17 protein-coding genes are annotated in these 16,609 nt (G+C 70.3%); 6 read left to right on the forward strand and 11 right to left on the reverse strand.

The window, feature by feature from the left end; genetic code table 11:
• The 4 genes from EV684_RS18660 to recA form a co-directional block, all read right to left on the reverse strand.
• On the reverse strand, positions 1–146 hold a 146-nt coding region (locus tag EV684_RS18660), incomplete at its 3' end, for an ATP-grasp domain-containing protein (protein WP_310733570.1).
• Entirely contained in the window at positions 143–721 is a 579-nt protein-coding gene (locus EV684_RS18665) for a DUF2889 domain-containing protein (RefSeq protein ID WP_132648803.1), read from the reverse strand. The genes EV684_RS18665 and EV684_RS18660, both read right to left, overlap by 4 nt.
• A 124-nt stretch (positions 722–845) precedes the next feature.
• Complete coding sequence (gene recX / locus EV684_RS18670) at positions 846–1,340, reverse strand: recombination regulator RecX (protein ID WP_132648804.1); 495 nt, start codon at positions 1,338–1,340, stop codon at positions 846–848.
• An 83-nt stretch (positions 1,341–1,423) separates the two neighbouring features.
• Positions 1,424–2,470, reverse strand: coding sequence for a recombinase RecA (recA, locus tag EV684_RS18675; RefSeq protein WP_132648805.1), 1,047 nt, complete (start codon positions 2,468–2,470; stop codon positions 1,424–1,426).
• Between the two features lie 172 nt (positions 2,471–2,642).
• On the opposite strand from recA, the gene EV684_RS18680 reads away from it, so the two are divergent.
• Positions 2,643–3,314 (forward strand): response regulator, encoded by a 672-nt coding sequence (locus EV684_RS18680; protein WP_009857919.1) that lies wholly within the window; start codon positions 2,643–2,645, stop codon positions 3,312–3,314.
• Between the two features lie 104 nt (positions 3,315–3,418).
• Positions 3,419–4,891 (forward strand): sensor histidine kinase, encoded by a 1,473-nt coding sequence (locus EV684_RS18685; RefSeq protein ID WP_132648806.1) that lies wholly within the window; start codon positions 3,419–3,421, stop codon positions 4,889–4,891.
• An 87-nt stretch (positions 4,892–4,978) separates the two neighbouring features.
• Here EV684_RS18685 and rodA read toward each other — a convergent pair whose 3' ends face one another.
• The 5 genes from rodA to EV684_RS18710 all read right to left on the reverse strand — a co-directional run bounded on the left by rodA (position 4,979) and on the right by EV684_RS18710 (position 10,815).
• Positions 4,979–6,139, reverse strand: a complete 1,161-nt coding sequence (gene rodA / locus EV684_RS18690) for a rod shape-determining protein RodA (RefSeq protein ID WP_132648807.1) — start codon at positions 6,137–6,139, stop codon at positions 4,979–4,981.
• On the reverse strand, positions 6,136–8,253 hold the full coding sequence (gene mrdA / locus EV684_RS18695) for a penicillin-binding protein 2 (protein WP_132648808.1): 2,118 nt from the start codon (positions 8,251–8,253) through the stop codon (positions 6,136–6,138). Before mrdA ends, rodA begins: the two co-directional genes overlap by 4 nt.
• Positions 8,250–8,771 carry a rod shape-determining protein MreD gene (mreD, locus tag EV684_RS18700; RefSeq protein WP_132648809.1) on the reverse strand — a complete coding sequence of 174 codons (522 nt, stop codon included), beginning with the start codon at positions 8,769–8,771 and terminating at the stop codon, positions 8,250–8,252. The genes mrdA and mreD overlap by 4 nt, the downstream gene beginning before the upstream one ends.
• Positions 8,768–9,685, reverse strand: coding sequence for a rod shape-determining protein MreC (gene mreC / locus EV684_RS18705; RefSeq protein WP_132648810.1), 918 nt, complete (start codon positions 9,683–9,685; stop codon positions 8,768–8,770). The genes mreD and mreC overlap by 4 nt, the downstream gene beginning before the upstream one ends.
• Positions 9,686–9,771: 86 nt before the next feature.
• The gene (locus EV684_RS18710) at positions 9,772–10,815 is read right to left on the reverse strand and encodes a rod shape-determining protein (RefSeq protein WP_009856758.1); all 1,044 of its coding nucleotides are present in this window, start codon (positions 10,813–10,815) and stop codon (positions 9,772–9,774) included.
• 174 nt (positions 10,816–10,989) lie between these two features.
• Here EV684_RS18710 and gatC point away from each other — a divergent pair, with 174 nt between their 5' ends.
• Genes gatC through gatB form a run of 3 tightly spaced genes read left to right on the forward strand, consistent with a single transcriptional unit; the run spans position 10,990 to position 14,229 of the window.
• Complete coding sequence (gene gatC / locus EV684_RS18715) at positions 10,990–11,289, forward strand: Asp-tRNA(Asn)/Glu-tRNA(Gln) amidotransferase subunit GatC (RefSeq protein ID WP_132648811.1); 300 nt, start codon at positions 10,990–10,992, stop codon at positions 11,287–11,289.
• Positions 11,286–12,773 carry an Asp-tRNA(Asn)/Glu-tRNA(Gln) amidotransferase subunit GatA gene (gene gatA, locus EV684_RS18720; RefSeq protein WP_132648812.1) on the forward strand — a complete coding sequence of 496 codons (1,488 nt, stop codon included), beginning with the start codon at positions 11,286–11,288 and terminating at the stop codon, positions 12,771–12,773. Before gatC ends, gatA begins: the two co-directional genes overlap by 4 nt.
• A 4-nt stretch (positions 12,774–12,777) precedes the next feature.
• Positions 12,778–14,229: an Asp-tRNA(Asn)/Glu-tRNA(Gln) amidotransferase subunit GatB gene (gene gatB / locus EV684_RS18725; protein WP_132648813.1), complete on the forward strand. Its 1,452-nt coding sequence runs from the start codon at positions 12,778–12,780 to the stop codon at positions 14,227–14,229.
• 14 nt (positions 14,230–14,243) lie between these two features.
• Here gatB and EV684_RS18730 read toward each other — a convergent pair whose 3' ends face one another.
• Together EV684_RS18730 and pyrE are read right to left on the reverse strand one after the other, a co-directional pair.
• Positions 14,244–14,951, reverse strand: a complete 708-nt coding sequence (locus EV684_RS18730) for a DUF4124 domain-containing protein (protein ID WP_132648814.1) — start codon at positions 14,949–14,951, stop codon at positions 14,244–14,246.
• Entirely contained in the window at positions 14,952–15,623 is a 672-nt protein-coding gene (gene pyrE, locus EV684_RS18735; protein WP_200222450.1) for an orotate phosphoribosyltransferase, read from the reverse strand.
• 12 nt (positions 15,624–15,635) lie between these two features.
• Here pyrE and EV684_RS18740 point away from each other — a divergent pair, with 12 nt between their 5' ends.
• A complete protein-coding gene (locus EV684_RS18740) occupies positions 15,636–16,421 on the forward strand; it encodes an exodeoxyribonuclease III (protein WP_132648816.1) in 786 nt (261 codons plus the stop codon).
• Positions 16,422–16,609 lie beyond the last annotated feature (188 nt).

Raw genomic sequence — 16,609 nt, forward strand, 5'->3', positions numbered from 1 at the left:
ATCTGGGCCTTGACCACCCACACCGAGCCGCCGAGCTTCTGCGCCGCCTCCAGCGCCTCCTGCACCGTGAACGCCGCATAACCCCGCGGCACGGGTACTCCGTGCGCGCGCAGCAGTTCCTTGGCCTGGTATTCGTGGATCTTCATTCGGGACTCCCGGAAGTGTCGAGAACCGCGCCGGGCCGACGGAACCAGCGCGGGTAGTGGAGGCGGGCGACCTCGCCGTCGCTGCGCAAGGCATGACAGCGGTCGAGCTGGAAGGGTTTGACGCCGCTGTCGCCGCGCGTGTCGATGACCTCGCCGGCGAAGGCCTGGATGACCGCCGTCGGCAGCACCTGGGCGAGTTCGGTGATGTGGGTGCAGCCGAGCACGCCACCGACACGCTCCTGCAGCCCCTTGCGGAAGCCGCGCGCGAGGTTCAGGCCGATCAGCGAGCGGTAGGCTTCGCCGTGGTCGTCGCAGTGGCCGGCGTAGGGCATCCAGCGTGTCCTGGCGCCGGCGTCGACGACGTTCAGCGAGGTGTCGACGACGAGCCGGATCAGCATGTCGTGGATCGGCGTGCCGGCGGTGCGCACTTCGCTGGCCAGGCGGGCGTCGCGCGTCTTGGTGTCGACGAGCGTCGCGTCGACCTCCCACAAACCGTCGTCCCGGGCAAAGACCTGCACGTCGATCTGACGACGGTGCTTGAGCTGGCGTCGGGCCGCGGCGGGAGGAAGACTCATGGAGGAGGACAGGGCCGGCGGCTGGCCGCTGAAAAAGCGGCGGCAATGTAGCACGCGGCGGCGCAGCCGGCAGGCGGCGGCTGGACAAGCCCTGGACGGCGCTCGGATGCGCGCCGCCGGCACCTCAGTCGAGGTCGATCTCGGTCTCGCCGTCGTCGGCGGCGCCGATCGAGGGCACGACACGCCGGATCACCTCGCCGTCGAAACCCCGGCCGGCGAGGAAACGCATCTGCTTGGCTCGTTCGGCAGCATCGGCGGGCGCGGCGCCGAAACGCCGGCACCAGACCTCGCGGGCGCGCTGCTGTTCGGTGGTGCGGGCCTGTTCGAGCGCCTGGGAGACCAGTTCGGGCGCCAGGCCCTTGGACTGCAGGGTCTGGCGCAGGCGACGGCTGCCGAAACGCGCGCCCTGCGCGAGCACCGATTCGGCGACCCGCGCCTCGCTCAGCAGCCCGGCGGCCTGCAACTCGTCGAGTGCACGCGCGATCTGATCGGCGGCACTGGCCTCGGGCTGGTCCTCGGCGTGGCGCGCGAGCTTGCGTTCGAGTTCGGCGCGCGAATGCTCACGCTGCGCCAGGAAACGCAGCGCGCGGCCTTTCAGCGAGGGGGCGGCGAAAGCCATCGGGGTGCTGGCAGGGCCGGGCAACAGGGTGTCACCCGGCCTCGCAAAGCCACCGGAGCGCGCTCACGCCCCGGCGGCCGGCATCAGGCGCCGGCTTCGGCGCCGTCTGCGGGAGGCAGTTGCGGGATGCCCAGCGAATCACGCACCTTGTTCTCGATGTCGCGCGCGATGTCGGGGTTCTCGCGCAGGAACTCGCGTGCGTTGTCCTTGCCCTGGCCGATCTTCTCGCCGTTGTAGGCGTACCAGGCACCGGACTTCTCGACGAGGCGCGCGTTCACACCCATGTCGATGATCTCGCCTTCGCGGCTGATGCCTTCGCCGTAAAGGATGTCGAACTCGGCGGTCTTGAACGGCGGCGAGACCTTGTTCTTGACGACCTTGACCTTGGTCTCGCTGCCGATGACCTCGTCGCCCTTCTTGATGTTGCCGGTGCGGCGGATGTCCAGGCGCACCGAGGCGTAGAACTTCAGCGCGTTGCCGCCGGTGGTCGTTTCGGGGTTGCCGAACATGACGCCGATCTTCATCCGGATCTGGTTGATGAAGATGACCATCGTGTTGGTCTTCTTGATCGTCGCCGTCAGCTTGCGCAGCGCCTGGCTCATCAGCCGCGCCTGCAGGCCGGGCAGCGAGTCGCCCATCTCGCCTTCGATTTCGGCCTTGGGCGTCAGCGCGGCGACCGAGTCGACGACGATCAGGTCGATCGAGCCCGAACGCACCAGCGCGTCGACGATCTCCAGCGCCTGCTCGCCGGTGTCGGGCTGGCTGATCAGCAGGTCCTGCAGGTTGACGCCCAGCTTCTGCGCGTACTGGATGTCCAGCGCGTGTTCGGCGTCGATGAAAGCGCAGGTGCCGCCGGTCTTCTGCATCTCGGCGATGACCTGCAGCGTCAGCGTCGTCTTGCCCGACGATTCAGGGCCGTAGATCTCGACGACGCGGCCACGCGGCAGACCGCCGACACCGAGCGCGACGTCCAGGCCCAGCGAGCCAGTGGACACGACCTGGATGTCCTCGATCACCTCGCCTTCGCCCAGGCGCATGATCGAGCCCTTGCCGAACTGTTTCTCGATCTGGGCAAGAGCGGCCTGCAGGGCCTTGGCTTTCTCGGCGTTCAGCGGTTTCGGGGCATCCATCGGGTTCTCCTTGATTGGCGCCGATTATTGCAGAAACTGGATATTCGTACAGTTCTTCCGGGGGCCCTCGCCTTGGGGTTGCCGGGCTGACACCCTGCCCCGTATCAACGCGGCGGGCCGCTAAAATCCCGCCCGCCAGAGCCCCGCGACGGGCCCGCCGACGGAGACAGTCATGCGCATCCTCATCGCCGAAGACGACCAGGTCCTGGCCGACGGCCTGCTGCGCTCCTTGCGCGCCTCGGGTTACGCGGTCGACCAGGTCGGCAGCGGCACCGAGGCCGACGCCGCACTGTCGGCGCACGAGTTCGATCTCGTCATCCTCGACCTCGGCCTGCCCAAGCTGCACGGCTTCGACGTGCTCAAGCGCCTGCGGGCACGCGGCGCCTCGGTGCCGGTGCTGATCCTCACCGCGGCCGACAGCGTCGAGCAGCGTGTCAAGGGCCTGGACCTGGGCGCCGACGACTACATGGCCAAGCCCTTCTCGCTGCAGGAACTGGAGGCACGTGTGCGCGCGCTCACGCGCCGCGGCCTGGGCACCGCCTCCAGCGTGATCAAGCACGGCCCGCTCACGTTCGACGCCACCGGCCGCGTGGCCTACCTCAACGACCAGATGATCGAGCTGTCGGCACGCGAGCTGTCGCTGCTGGAGGTGCTGCTGCAGCGCTCGGGACGCCTGGTCAGCAAGGACCAGCTCGTCGAGCGCCTGTGCGAGTGGGGCGAGGAGGTCAGCAACAACGCGATCGAGGTCTACATCCACCGCCTGCGCAAGAAGATCGAGCAGGGCCCGGTCAGGATCGCCACGGTTCGCGGCCTGGGTTACTGCCTGGAGAAGATCGCGGCCTGACGGCACGCGTCCCGCCCCAGCCCCTCGAGGGGGCGACGCCAGTGAACCGGCAGAGCCGGATCCTCGGCGTCCGCCTGGGAAGACCAGCGGTATCCTGAAGACGCATGGCGACGCGCGACCAACGCTCCCTTTTCGGCGAAATCCTCGACTGGATGCTCGCGCCGCTGCTGCTGCTGTGGCCGATGAGCGTCGCGCTGACCTGGCTGGTGGCGCAGAACATCGCCAACCGTCCCTACGACCGCGAGCTGGGCGTCATGGTGCGCGTGATCGCGCGTCAGGCCGCGGCCGAGCACACGATGCCGGCGCGCGCCAGCGACGCGGCGCGCCGCAGCCTGGAGCAGGCGGCCACGCAGCTGCTGCGCCCGGACGACAACGACAGCCTGTTCTTCCAGGTGCGCGGCGCGCGCGGCGAACTCGTCGCCGGCGACGCCGACCTGCCGGTGCCCAACGACGGCCCGCCGACCGTGGAGCCGCGGTTTCGCGACGACGTGATCCGCGACGAGCCGGTGCGCGTGGCCTACCTCTGGACCGGCGAGGACGCCGGCGGCAACGCCGGGCTGATCCAGATCGCCGAGACGGTGGACAAACGTTCGCGCCTGGCCACCGAGATCATCAAGGGCGTGATCCTGCCGCAGTTCGTCATCCTGCCGGTGGCGGTGCTGCTGGTGTGGCTGGCGCTGGCGCGCGGCATCCGGCCGCTGTCGGACCTGCAGCAGCGCATCCGCCAGCGCGAGAGCACCGACCTGTCGCCGATCGAGGACCGCCACGTGCCCGAGGAGGTGGCGCCGCTGGTCGGCGCGATCAACGACCTGCTGGGCCGGCTCGACCAGTCGATCGCCGCGCAGCGCCACTTCCTCGCCGACGCGGCGCACCAGCTGAAGACGCCGCTGGCGGGGCTGCGCACGCAGGCCGAACTGGCCGAGCGTGAACTGGACGGCGGCCAGGGCGACACGCTGTCGATGAAACACTCGCTGCGCCAGATCGCGCTGTCGAGCCAGCGCGCCGCGCACATGGTCAACCAGCTGCTGTCGATGGCGCGTGCCGAGGACAAGGAGCAGGCGCTGCGCAAGCAGGACGTGGACCTCGCCGCCACGGTGGTCGAGACGGTGCGCGACTTCGTGCCCAAGGCGATGGAGAAGCACATCGACCTGGGCTACGAGGGCCCGGAACCGGGCGTCGAAGGTGCGCGCCTGTGGGGCCAGCCGGTGCTGGTGCGCGAGATGGTGCGCAACCTCGTCGACAACGCGCTGCAGTACACGCCCGCCGGCGGCACCGTCACCGCCCGCGTGATGCCCGACCCCTTCGGCCAGGTGCTGGTGCTGCAGGTCGAGGACACCGGCCCCGGGATCGCGCCGGCCGAGCGCGAGATGATCTTCCAGCCCTTCTACCGCGCGCTGGGCACCGACGTCGACGGCAGCGGCCTGGGCCTGGCGATCGTGCAGGAGATCGCCAACGTGCACGGCGCCGAGATCGCCGTCACCGACGCCGAGCTGCGCCCCGGCAGCACGCAGGGCACGCCGGGCGCGGTGTTCACGGTGCGGTTCCCGCTGGGCAGCGAGGAGCCGCCGCAGAGCTGATGCGTCCCCTCGGGGGACCGGTCGCCGCAGGCGACCAGCGGAGACGGTGCGCGTGCCGGGCCGCCAGGCGGCCGGGGCTGCGGCCCTTCAGCTCATCATGAGCCGTCGGCTGCGCGCCACGGACATCAGGATCCCCAGCCCCAGCCCCAGCGTCACCATCGCCGTGCCACCGTAGCTGACGAAGGGCAGCGGCACGCCGACCACCGGCAGGATGCCGCTGACCATGCCCATGTTGACGAAGGCGTAGGTGAAGACGCTCAGCGACATCGCGCCGGCGAGCAGGCGCGAGAACACCGTCGGCGCCTCGCCGGCGATCATCAGGCCGCGGAAGATCAGGAAGACGAAGGCGAACAGCAGCAGCAGCACGCCGGCGAGGCCGAACTCCTCGCAGAAGGCGGCGAAGATGAAGTCGGTCGTGCGCTCGGGGATGAACTCCAGGTGCGTCTGGGTGCCGTTCATGAAGCCCTTGCCGGTGACGCCGCCGGAGCCGATGGCGATCATGCCCTGGATGATGTGGAAGCCCTTGCCCAGCGGGTCCTGGGTCGGGTCGAGCAGCGTGCAGACGCGGTGGCGCTGGTACTCGCGCAGGATCGGCCACTCGACGCCGGGCTGGCAGATCGTCGGCTCGGCGACGACCAGCGCGACGATGCCGACGACGCCCAGCGCCAGCACCGGCAGGATCAGCTTCCACGACAGCCCGGCGAAGAAGATGACGTACAGGCCGCCGGCCAGGATCAGCAGCGAGGTGCCGAGGTCGGGCTGGTGCATCACCAGCAGCACCGGCACACCCAGCAGCGCGGCGGCGACGAGGAAGTCGGGCACGCGCAGCAGGCCTTCGCGCTTCTGGAACCACCAGGCCAGCATCAGCGGCATCGCGATCTTCAGGATCTCGCTGGGCTGGATCACGATGCCCAGGTTGAGCCAGCGCGTCGCGCCCTTCTTCGTGATGCCGATGCCCGGCAGCGCGGTCATCAGCAACAGCACCACGCCGATGACGTACAGCGGCACCGCGATCTGCTGCAGACGCTGCGGCGGCACCTGCGCCACCGCGAACATGACGAAGAAGGCCAGCAGCATGTTGCGGCCATGGTCGACGAAACGCGTGCCATGGTCGTAGCCGGCGGAGTACATCGTCACCAGGCCGATCGTCGCCAGCAGCAGCAGCGCCGCGGCCAGCGGGCCGTCGAAGCCGCTGAAAACGCCGCGCAGGCGCTGCCACAGCGAGGGCCGTTCGAACACCGCGTTCATCGCCGGGCCACCTTCTGGGCCTGGACGTCGGAGGCGGCGCCGACCGGGGGCGCCAGGGCCGGCACCGGGTCGCGCCGTGACGGCGTGGACGGGGGCGGGGCGGCGGGCGTCGCCACGACCGTCGCAGCCGCGGAGGCCGCGAGTTCGGCGGCGCTCGGTGCCTGGCCCGGCAGCGGCACGTCGACCGCACGGCGCGGGGCGCCGATCGGCGGCCCGGCGCGGCCGATGCGTACCGCGGCCAGATCCTCCTCGCTCGGGTACTGGCCCAGCAGCAGGTAGTCGATGACGCGGCGCGCGATCGGCGCCGCCGACGCAGCGCCGAAGCCGGCGTTCTCGACAACCACCGCCAGCGCGACACGCGGCTGATCCATCGGCGCCACCGCGGTGTACAGCGAATGGTCGCGCTTGTGCTCCTCGAGCTTGGCGGCGTTGTACTTCTCGTTGGCGCGGATCGTCACCGCCTGCGCGGTGCCGGTCTTGCCGCCGCTGGTGTACGGCGCGCCAGCGAAGACTCCGGCGCCGGTCCCCTCGAGCACGACGCCCTGCAGCGCGCGCATCACCACCGCCACGTTCTCGGGCTTGAGCGGCAGCGGCTCGCGCGGCCGGGCCGCGATCTGGCGCCGCTCACGCGAGATCACGTCCTCGACCTCGCGCACCAGGTGCGGCGTGTAGCGCTGGCCGCCCGAAGCCAGCGTGGCCATCGCGCTGGCCATCTGCAGCATCGTGAAATGGTTGTAGCCCTGGCCGATGCCCAGGGAGATGGTTTCGCCGGCGTACCAGCGCTGCTGCTCGGCACGCTTGTAGGCACGGCGCTTCCAGTCGGTGGACGGCAGCACGCCGGTGACCTCGCCTTCCAGGTCGATGCCGGTGCGCTGGCCGAAGCCGAAGGGCGCCATCAGGTCGTGGATCAGGTCCACGCCCATCTCGTTGGCGAGCGAATAGAAGTAGACGTTGCTCGACTTGACGATCGCCCGGTGCATGTCCACCGGCCCGAGCGCGATGTCGCCGTGGCTGCGGAACGTGTGGTTGCCGAAGGTCCAGCTGGCGTTGTCCTGGATGATCGTGGAGGCGCTGCGTTTGCCCGACTGCAGCGCGTTGATCGCCATGAAGGGCTTGTAGGTCGAGCCCGGCGGATAGGTGCCGCGCAGCGCGCGGTTGAGCAGCGGCCGGTCGAGGCTGTCGTTGAGTTCGCGCCAGCTCTCGACGTCGATGCCGTCGACGAACAGGTTGGGGTCGAAGGTCGGCTTGCTGACGAAGGCCAGGATCTCGCCGCTGCGCGGGTCGATCGCCACCAGTGCGCCGCGGCGCTCGCCGAACATCTGCTCGACCAGCGCCTGCAGCTTGATGTCGATGGACAGCACGAGCTTGTTGCCCGGCGTCGGCGGGTGGCTCGCGAGGCGGCGCACGGCGCGCCCGTTGGCGCCGGTTTCCACCTCCTCGAAGCCGGTGGTGCCGTGAAGCTCCTGTTCGTAGCTCTGTTCCAGGCCGAGCTTGCCGATGTACTCGGTGCCGCGGTAGTTGTCCTGCCGCTCCTCGGGCCAGTCGGACATCGCCTTCTTCTCGGCCTGGTTGATGCGGCCGATGTAGCCCAGCAGGTGGCTGCCGACCTCGCCCAGCGGGTACTGGCGGAACAGCCGCGCCTTGACGTCCACGCCAGGGAAGCGGAAACGCTGCGCCATGAAACGCGCCACCTCCTCGTCGCTGAGCTTGGTGCGGATCGGCAGCGACTCGAAGCCCTTGCTCTCCTCGAGCTGGCGCTTGAAGCGGCGGCGGTCGCGCGTCTGGATCTCGACGTAGCGGCCGAGCTGGTCGATCAGCGCATCCAGGTCGACCTCGCCGATGCGCGAAGGCGTGATCTCCAGCGTGTAGGCCGAGTAGTTGGTGGCCAGCACCACGCCGTTGCGGTCGACGATCAGCCCGCGGTTGGGCACGATCGGCACGATGGCGATGCGGTTGTTCTCGGCCTGCGTCGCCAGCTCGTCGTGGCGCACGACCTGCAGGTACACCAGGCGTGCCGCCAGCAGCCCGAAGGCGATGAGCACGAAGGCCGCGGCCGCGAACAGCCGGGCGCGGAAACGCCCGAGCTCGCGTTCGAGGTCCTTGATCTCGGTCACAGCGGCCGATTCTCGTCCGGATCCGGGGCGCGGCGCTGCGGCGCCAGCAGCACGATCGTGACGAGCGGCCAGGCCAGCGCCTCGATCACCGGCGCGAGCAGCAGCCACCAGCCGGGGAACATGCCGCCGGCGGCCAGGCGCACGACGAGCGCGACGAGGTGCGCGGCGAAGAACAGCGGCGCGATCTGCACGGCCTGCTCGACGACGCCGAACCACAGCAGGCGGCGGTGCACGATGATCGCAGCGTAGGCCAGCAGCGAGTACGCCAGCGCATGCTGGCCGAGCAGCGCCCCTTGGTGCACGTCCAGCAGCAGGCCGAACACGAAGCCGACGCCGACGCCGACACGCCGCGGCTGGTGCACCGCCCAGAACACCAGCACGACGGCCAGCAGGTCCGGGATCGCCGGATGCCGCCCCAGCGGCAGCAGCATGAAGGCAAACGCCAGCAGCAGCGTGAGCGCGATGAAGAAGGGGTTGACCGGCAGCAGCAGCTGGTCGGAACCGCGCGGCATGATCATCGGCGACCGCTCCCCTTGCGCCGTGCGATCTCCGGCGCCACCGGCACCGGTTCGGGGCGCGGCGGCAGCAGCGCGGCCAGCGGCTCGAGCACCAGCACGTGGCGCACGCCGTCGCTGCGCGCCGTCGGCGCCAGCGCGATGCGCGCGAAACCCGACTCCGAGCGCCGCTCGACCGACACCACGCGCGCCACCGGCAGGCCCGGCGGGTAGACGCCGTCGACGCCGCTGGTCTGCAGCTCGTCGCCGGCGCGCACGTCGTCGTTGGCCGAGGTGAAGCGCAGCTCCATGCCGCCGGCGACGCCGAAGGCCGCGCCGCGCTGCTGCGTGCGCATGTTGAGCACCGGGATCGCCGCGTCCTTGTCGACGAGCAGCGTGACCTCCGAGGTCAGCGCGAACACGCGCGTGACCTGGCCGAGCACGCCGTCCTGGTTGACGACCGGCGAGCCGGCGACGACGCCCTGGGTCTGGCCGCGGTCGATGAAGATCTTGCGCGAATACGGGTCGGCGGCTTCGTACAGCACCTCGGCGGCCTGCGAGCGCACCGCCAGCGCGGGCTTCAGCTCCAGCAGCGCACGCAGCTGCGCGTTCTCGGCGGCCAGCGCGCCGGCACGCGCGAGCTTGTCGGCGCTCTGCGCGAGCTGGCGCAGCGCGTCCTGCTCGGAGGCCCGTGCCGCCTCCAGGCCGCGCAGGTAGTCGGCGCCGCCGAACACCAGGTCCACCGGCACCGCCAGCGCGCGCTGCAGCGGCAGCAGCACGATCGCGACCGCCTCGCGCAGCGGCCCGGCGATGCGCAGCCGCGCGTCGGCGACCATCAGGAAGAAGGCCAGCGCGGCGAAGAAGACGAGCTTGGTGAGCGCCGAGGTGCCCTGGCGGAAGAAGGGCGGCGGCGTGCGGTCGAGCGTACCGAGCGGCATGGCGGCTCGCGGCGGGTCAGGACAGGCGGCGCGCGCCCACCGGCCGGCCGGCCGTGCTCGGGCACGCGTCGCAGCGGTTCACGCCGTCACTCGGACGTGAAGATGCTTCCCAGGCGCTCCATGCGCTCCAGCGCCATCCCGCAGCCGCGCACGACGCAGGTCAGCGGGTCTTCGGCGACGAGCACCGGCAGGCCGGTCTCCTCGGCGAGCAGGCGGTCCAGGTCGCGCAGCAGCGCGCCGCCGCCGGTGAGCATCATGCCGCGCTCGGCGATGTCGGCGCCCAGTTCCGGCGGCGTCTGCTCGAGCGCGTTCTTCACCGCGCTGACCATCTGGTTCAGCGGGTCGGTCAGCGCCTCGAGGATCTCGTTGGAGCTGATCGTGAAGCTGCGCGGCACGCCTTCGGAGAGGTTGCGGCCCTTGACCTCCATCTCCTTGACCTCGGAGCCGGGGAAGGCGCTGCCGATGTTCTTCTTGATCGCCTCGGCCGTGGGCTCGCCGATCAACATGCCGTAGTTGCGGCGGATGTAGTTGATGATCGACTCGTCGAACTTGTCGCCGCCGACGCGGATCGAGCCCTTGTAGACCATGCCGCCGAGCGAGATGACGCCGACTTCGGTGGTGCCGCCGCCGATGTCGACGACCATCGAGCCCGAGGCTTCGGACACCGGCAGGCCGGCGCCGATGGCCGCGGCCATCGGTTCTTCGATCAGGTAGACGTCCGAGGCACCGGCGCCGAGCGCCGACTCGCGGATCGCGCGGCGCTCGACCTGGGTCGAGCCGCAGGGCACGCAGATGATGATCCGGGGGCTGGGCCGCGTCATCGAACGCGGATGGACCATCTTGATGAACTGCTTCAACATCTGCTCGGTCACCGTGAAGTCGGCGATCACGCCGTCCTTCATGGGCCGGATGGCCTCGATGTTGCCGGGCACCTTGCCGAGCATGGCCTTGGCTTCGGCGCCGACGGCCTGGATGGTCTTCTTGCCATTCGGGCCGCCTTCGTGGCGGATGGCGACGACGGACGGCTCGTCGAGCACGATCCCCTTGCCGCGCACGTAGATCAGCGTGTTGGCGGTGCCGAGGTCGATCGCGAGGTCCGTCGAGAAATAGCGACGCAGGGAGGCGAACATGTGGGGAGACGGCGGTCGGTAGGCGGCTGGATCGAAGGGCTCGAGCCCGGCGCCTGGAGCGCGGGCGACGCATCGCTCGGCCGGCTACCGACGAGGCATGTGGGGTAACCATAGATAATACCTGATCGCCCCCCGCGCTTGCCCTTGGGCAAGCGCCCATTTGCACCTGTTTCCATGGCCCTCACACCGCAGGACGTGAGCCGCATCGCGCATCTGGCGCGGCTCGAGCTTCAGCCCGACGAAGAGCAGCGCATGCTCGCGCAACTCAACGACTTCTTCGGCATCGTCGAGAAGATGAGCGCGGTCGACACCAGCGGCGTGGAGCCGCTGTACACGCCGCTGTCGGCGGTACAGGAGGTCGCGCTGCGCCTGCGCGAAGACCGCGTCACCGAGACCGACGAGCGCGAGGCCAACCAGCGCAGCGCCCCGGCCGTCGACGACGGCCTGTTTCTCGTGCCGAAGGTGATCGAATGAGCGCCGCGCTGCACCGGCTGGGCGTGGCCGAAACCGCCCGCGCGCTGCGCGCCAGGGACTTCTCCAGCGTCGAGCTGGTGCAGGAACTGCTGGCCCGCGCCGACGCCCACCGCGCGCTCGGCGCCTTCCTGTCGCTGGACGCCGAGGGCGCACTGGCCACCGCCCGCGCCGCCGACGCCGCGCTCGCCGCCGGCGGCGCCCCGGCGCTGGCCGGCGTGCCGATCGCGCACAAGGACATCTTCGTCACGAAGGACCAGCCGAGCACCGCCGGCTCGAAGATGCTGGCCGGCTACGCGAGCCCCTTCGACGCCACCGTCGTCGCCCGGCTGAAGGCCGCCGGCACCGTGACGCTGGGCAAGCTCAACTGCGACGAGTTCGCGATGGGCTCGGCCAACGAGAACTCGGCCTACGGCGCGGTGCACAACCCCTGGGACACGACACGTGTGCCCGGCGGCTCGTCGGGCGGCTCGGCCGCCGCGGTCGCCGCGCGCCTGGTGGCCGCCGCCACCGGCACCGACACCGGCGGCTCGATCCGCCAGCCGGCCAGCTTCTGCGGCATCACCGGCATCAAGCCGACCTATGGCGTGTGCTCGCGCTACGGCATGATCGCCTTCGCCTCCAGCCTGGACCAGGCCGGCCCGATGGCGCGTTCGGCCGAGGACTGCGCGCTGCTGCTGTCGGCGATGAGCGGCTTCGACGAACGCGACGCGACCAGCGCCGAACGCCCGCCGCAGGACTACCACGCGCAGATGCTCGCGCCGCGCGACGGCGCCAGCGCCACCCGCCCGCTCGAGGGCCTGCGCATCGGCCTGCCGCGCGAGTTCTTCCCCGAAGGCCTGTCGGCCGACGTCGACGCCGCGGTGCGCGGCGCGCTCGCCGAGCTGGAAAAGCTGGGCGCGACGCTGGTCGACGTCAGCCTGCCGCGCACCGAACTGGCGATTCCCGTCTACTACATCATCGCCCCGGCCGAAGCGAGCTCCAACCTGTCGCGTTTCGACGGCGTGAAGTTCGGCCACCGCGCAGCGGACTACGCCGACCTGCTCGACATGTACAAGAAGACGCGCGCCGAAGGCTTCGGGCCCGAGGTCAAGCGCCGCATCATGATCGGCACCTACGTGCTCAGCCACGGCTACTACGACGCCTATTACCTGCAGGCGCAGAAGCTGCGCCGCATGATCGCCGACGACTTCCAGGCCGCCTTGCGCGACTGCGACCTGATCGCCGGCCCGGTGGCGCCGACCGTCGCCTGGCAGCTGGGCGAACAGGGCGACCCGCTGCAGGCCTATCTGGCGGACATCTTCACGCTGCCCGCCAGCCTGGCCGGCCTGCCCGGCATGAGCGTGCCGGCCGGCACCGGCGCCCACGGCCTGCCGGTGGGGCTGCAGCTGATCGGCAACTACTTCGATGAAGGCCGGCTGCTGCACGCCGCGCACGCGCTTCAGCAAGCGACCGACTTCCACACCCGCGCCCCGGCCGGGATCTGATCCGATGGCGACGTTCCCCCTCATCCGCGGCTACGAAGTCGTCATCGGCTTCGAGACCCACGCCCAGCTCTCCACCGAGAGCAAGATCTTCAGCGGCGCCTCGACGCGTTTCGGCGCCGCGCCCAACACCCAGGCCTGCCCGGTGGACCTGGCGCTGCCCGGCACGCTGCCGGTGGCCAACCGCGGCGCCGTCGAACGCGCGATCCGCTTCGGCCTGGCCGTCGGCGCCAAGGTCGCGCCGCTGTCGATCTTCGCGCGCAAGAACTACTTCTATCCCGACCTGCCCAAGGGCTACCAGATCAGCCAGTACGAGATCCCGGTGGTGCAGGGCGGCAGCGTTTCCTTCCTGCTCGACGGCGAGAAACGGTCGGTGCGCCTGACGCGCGCCCACCTCGAGGAAGACGCGGGAAAAAGCCTGCACGAGGACTACCACGGCCAGACCGGCATCGACCTGAACCGCGCCGGCACGCCGCTGCTGGAGATCGTCTCCGAGCCCGACCTGCGCAGCTCGGCCGAGGCGGTGGAGTACGCCAAGGCGCTGCACGCGCTCGTCGTCTGGCTCGGCATCTGCGACGGCAACATGCAGGAAGGCAGCTTCCGCTGCGACGCCAACGTCTCGGTGCGCCGCCCCGGCGAGCCCTTCGGCACGCGCCGCGAGATCAAGAACCTGAACAGCTTCCGCTTCCTGCAGCAGGCCATCGACTTCGAGGTCCAGTGGCAGATCGACCGGCTGGAAGACGGCCTGGCGATCGAGCAGGCCACGGTGCTGTTCAATCCCGACACCGGCGAGACGCGGGCGATGCGCAGCAAGGAAGACGCGCACGACTACCGCTACTTCCCCGACCCCGACCTGCCCCCGCTGGTCATCGCGCCCGACTGGGTGGAGCGTGTGCGCGCCGCGATGCCCGAACTGCCGGCGGTGATGGCCGAGCGTTTCCAGCGCGACGACGGCCTGCCGGCCTACGACGCGGCGATGATGACCCAGAGCCTGGCCTTCGCGCGCTACTACGAGGCGGCGCGCGACGGCTGCGGCCAGCCCAAGCTGGTCGCCAACTGGCTGATGGGCGAGATCAGCAAGCGGCTGAACGCCGAAGGCGTGACGATCGACACCGCGCCGGTCGGCCCGCAGACGCTGGCCAGGCTGATCGGCCGCATCGCCGACGGCACGGTGTCCAACAACGGCGCGCGCCAGGTCTTCGAGGCGCTGTGGAGCGGCGAGGCCACCGAGGTCGACGCCGTCATCGAGGCCAGGGGCCTCAAGCAGATGAACGACAGCGGCGCGCTGGAGAAGATCGTCGACGAGGTGCTGGCCGCCAACGCCAGGTCGGTCGAGGAGTTCCGCGCCGGCAAGGACAAGGCCTTCAACGCGCTGGTCGGCCAGGTGATGAAGGCCAGCAAGGGCAAGGCCAACCCGGCGCAGGCCAGCGAACTGCTGCGCCGCAAGCTCGGCGGCTGACGGGGCGCGGCGCCTCAGCGCGCCGGCGCCGACGAGGTTTCGGCCGGGATCGGCCCGAGCGTTCCGGGCCGCGCACCGGCCCACAGGCGGCGCAGGCGGTCGAGTTCGGCGTCGTAGAGCCTGTTGATGCGCACCAGCTCGGCTTCCTGGTTGGCCATCGCCGCGCGCTGCGCCTCGGTCGCCGCGTCGTTGGCGTCGAGCGACTGGCGCAGCTTGGGCGGCAGCGGCTTGCCGGGATAGAACTCGGCTTCGTCGAGCATCGGCTTGCGGTCTGACGCGAGCAGCTTCAGGCGCTGCTCGGACGCCCGGATCGCGACGCGCACGGTGTCCAGTGCCGCCTCGCGGGCCCGCTGGTGCGCTTCTTCGTTCGGGTAGCGCGCCATGAGGTTGCGGTCGCGCCGCGCGGCGTCGGCCTGGGCGGCGCGGGCCTCGGCGGCGCGGCGCTCGCGCGCCTCGATCTCGGCGCGCTCGTCGGCCGTCGGCGTCGGCGGCACGACCCGGCGCAGCGAGCCGTCGCGGTTGAGCAGGCGCTGCTCGCGTGCGACGCATTCGGGGATCGGGCGGTCCGAGGTGATCTTGCGGCCGTTGTCGTCGATGCAGGTATAGATGCCGTCGGCACTGCGCGACGAGGGCTGCGGCGTGGCGGCCAGCACGCCACCGGCCAGCGACGCGAGGGCCGCGATCAGCCAGCGTGCGGGGGCAAGAGGCCCGGGCCCCGCCATTCAGACCCCGTAGCGCTCGCGATAGGCCTGCACGGCCGGCGCGTGCTGCTCGAGCGCGGGGTCGGCGCCGGAACGCAGGTAGGCCAGCAGGTCGGCCAGCGTGGCGACCGCGACGACCTCCAGCCCGAGTTTCGAACGCACCGCCTGCACGGCCGACAGCTCGGCGTCGCGGCCGTCGGCGTCGGTCGCCTTCTCCTGGCGGTCCAGCGCGATCGCGACGCCGCAGGGCGTCGCGCCGGCGGCGCGGATCATCGCGATCGACTCGCGCACCGAGGTGCCGGCGGAGATCACGTCGTCGACGATCAGCACGCGCCCGGCGACCGGCGCGCCGACCAGCGTGCCGCCTTCGCCATGGTCCTTGGCTTCCTTGCGGTTGTAGGCGAAGGGCAGGTTGCGGCCTTCGCGCGCGAGCTCGATGGCGATCGCCGCGGCCAGCGTGATGCCCTTGTAGGCCGGGCCGAAGAGCATGTCGAACTCGAGCCCGCTGGCCAGCAGCCGGCGTGCATAGAATGAAGCGAGACGGCCCAGCTTGGCGCCGTCGTCGAACAGCCCGGCATTGAAGAAGTAGGGCGACAGCCGCCCGGCCTTCGTACGGAACTCGCCGAAGCGCAGCACGCCGGCCTCGACCGAGAACTTCACGAAGTCTTGTGCCAGGGCGTCGGGGGCGTTCATGGAGGTCATCCTTTGGGTTTTCGGCTGGTCACTCTCAACCTGAACGGCATCCGTTCGGCGGCGAACAAAGGTCTTCTCGATTGGGCCGACGCAGCGGCCGCAGATTGTATGGGGGTGCAGGAAGTCAAGGCGCAGGCCGCCGACGTGGCCGGACGCTTCGAACGGGTGGGGGGCCTGGACGGACACTTCCACTTCGCCCAGAAGAAGGGCTATTCGGGTGTCGGCCTGTACACGCGCCACGAGCCGAGCGACGTGCTCGCCGGCTTCGACGGTGGCGAGTTCGACACCGAGGGGCGCTGGATCGAACTGCGCTTCGACAAGCCAGGGCGGCGGCTGTCGATCATCAGCTGCTACTTTCCCAGCGGCTCCAGCGGCGAGGAACGCCAGGCCGCGAAGTACCGTTTCCTCGACGCGCTGCAGCCGCACCTGATGGCGCTGAAGGCCGAACGCGAGTTCATTCTCGTGGGCGACGTCAACATCGCGCACAAGGAAATCGACCTGAAGAACTGGCGCGGCAACCAGAAGAACAGCGGCTTCCTGCCCGAGGAGCGCGCCTGGATGACGAGGCTGCTGGACAGCGGCGTCGTCGACGTCTTCCGACGCCTGAACCCGAACCCCGAGCAGTACACGTGGTGGAGCAACCGCGGCCAGGCCTGGGCCAAGAACGTGGGCTGGCGGCTGGACTACCACCTGGCCACACCGGCGCTGGCCGAGACCGCGCGGCGCGAGCAGATCTTCCTCGCCCAGCGTTTCTCGGACCACGCGCCGCTGACGATCGACTACGACTTCACGCTCTGAGTCCGTACGTCGACCCCATAAACGCTCATTCGGGCGGTGGATACGATGTAGGTCAAACACACTGACAGGTCCACGGGCAGAATGTAAAGCGCGAACAGAGGCAGGAGGCGGGCACGCAGAGCCCGCAGCATTACCCGCCCATCCGCGCCGTACCCAGGGGAGGAAGTCACCGCCGACCCGCCATCGTT

This window comes from Rubrivivax gelatinosus, assembly GCF_004340905.1.
Lineage (GTDB): Bacteria > Pseudomonadota > Gammaproteobacteria > Burkholderiales > Burkholderiaceae_C > Rubrivivax > Rubrivivax gelatinosus.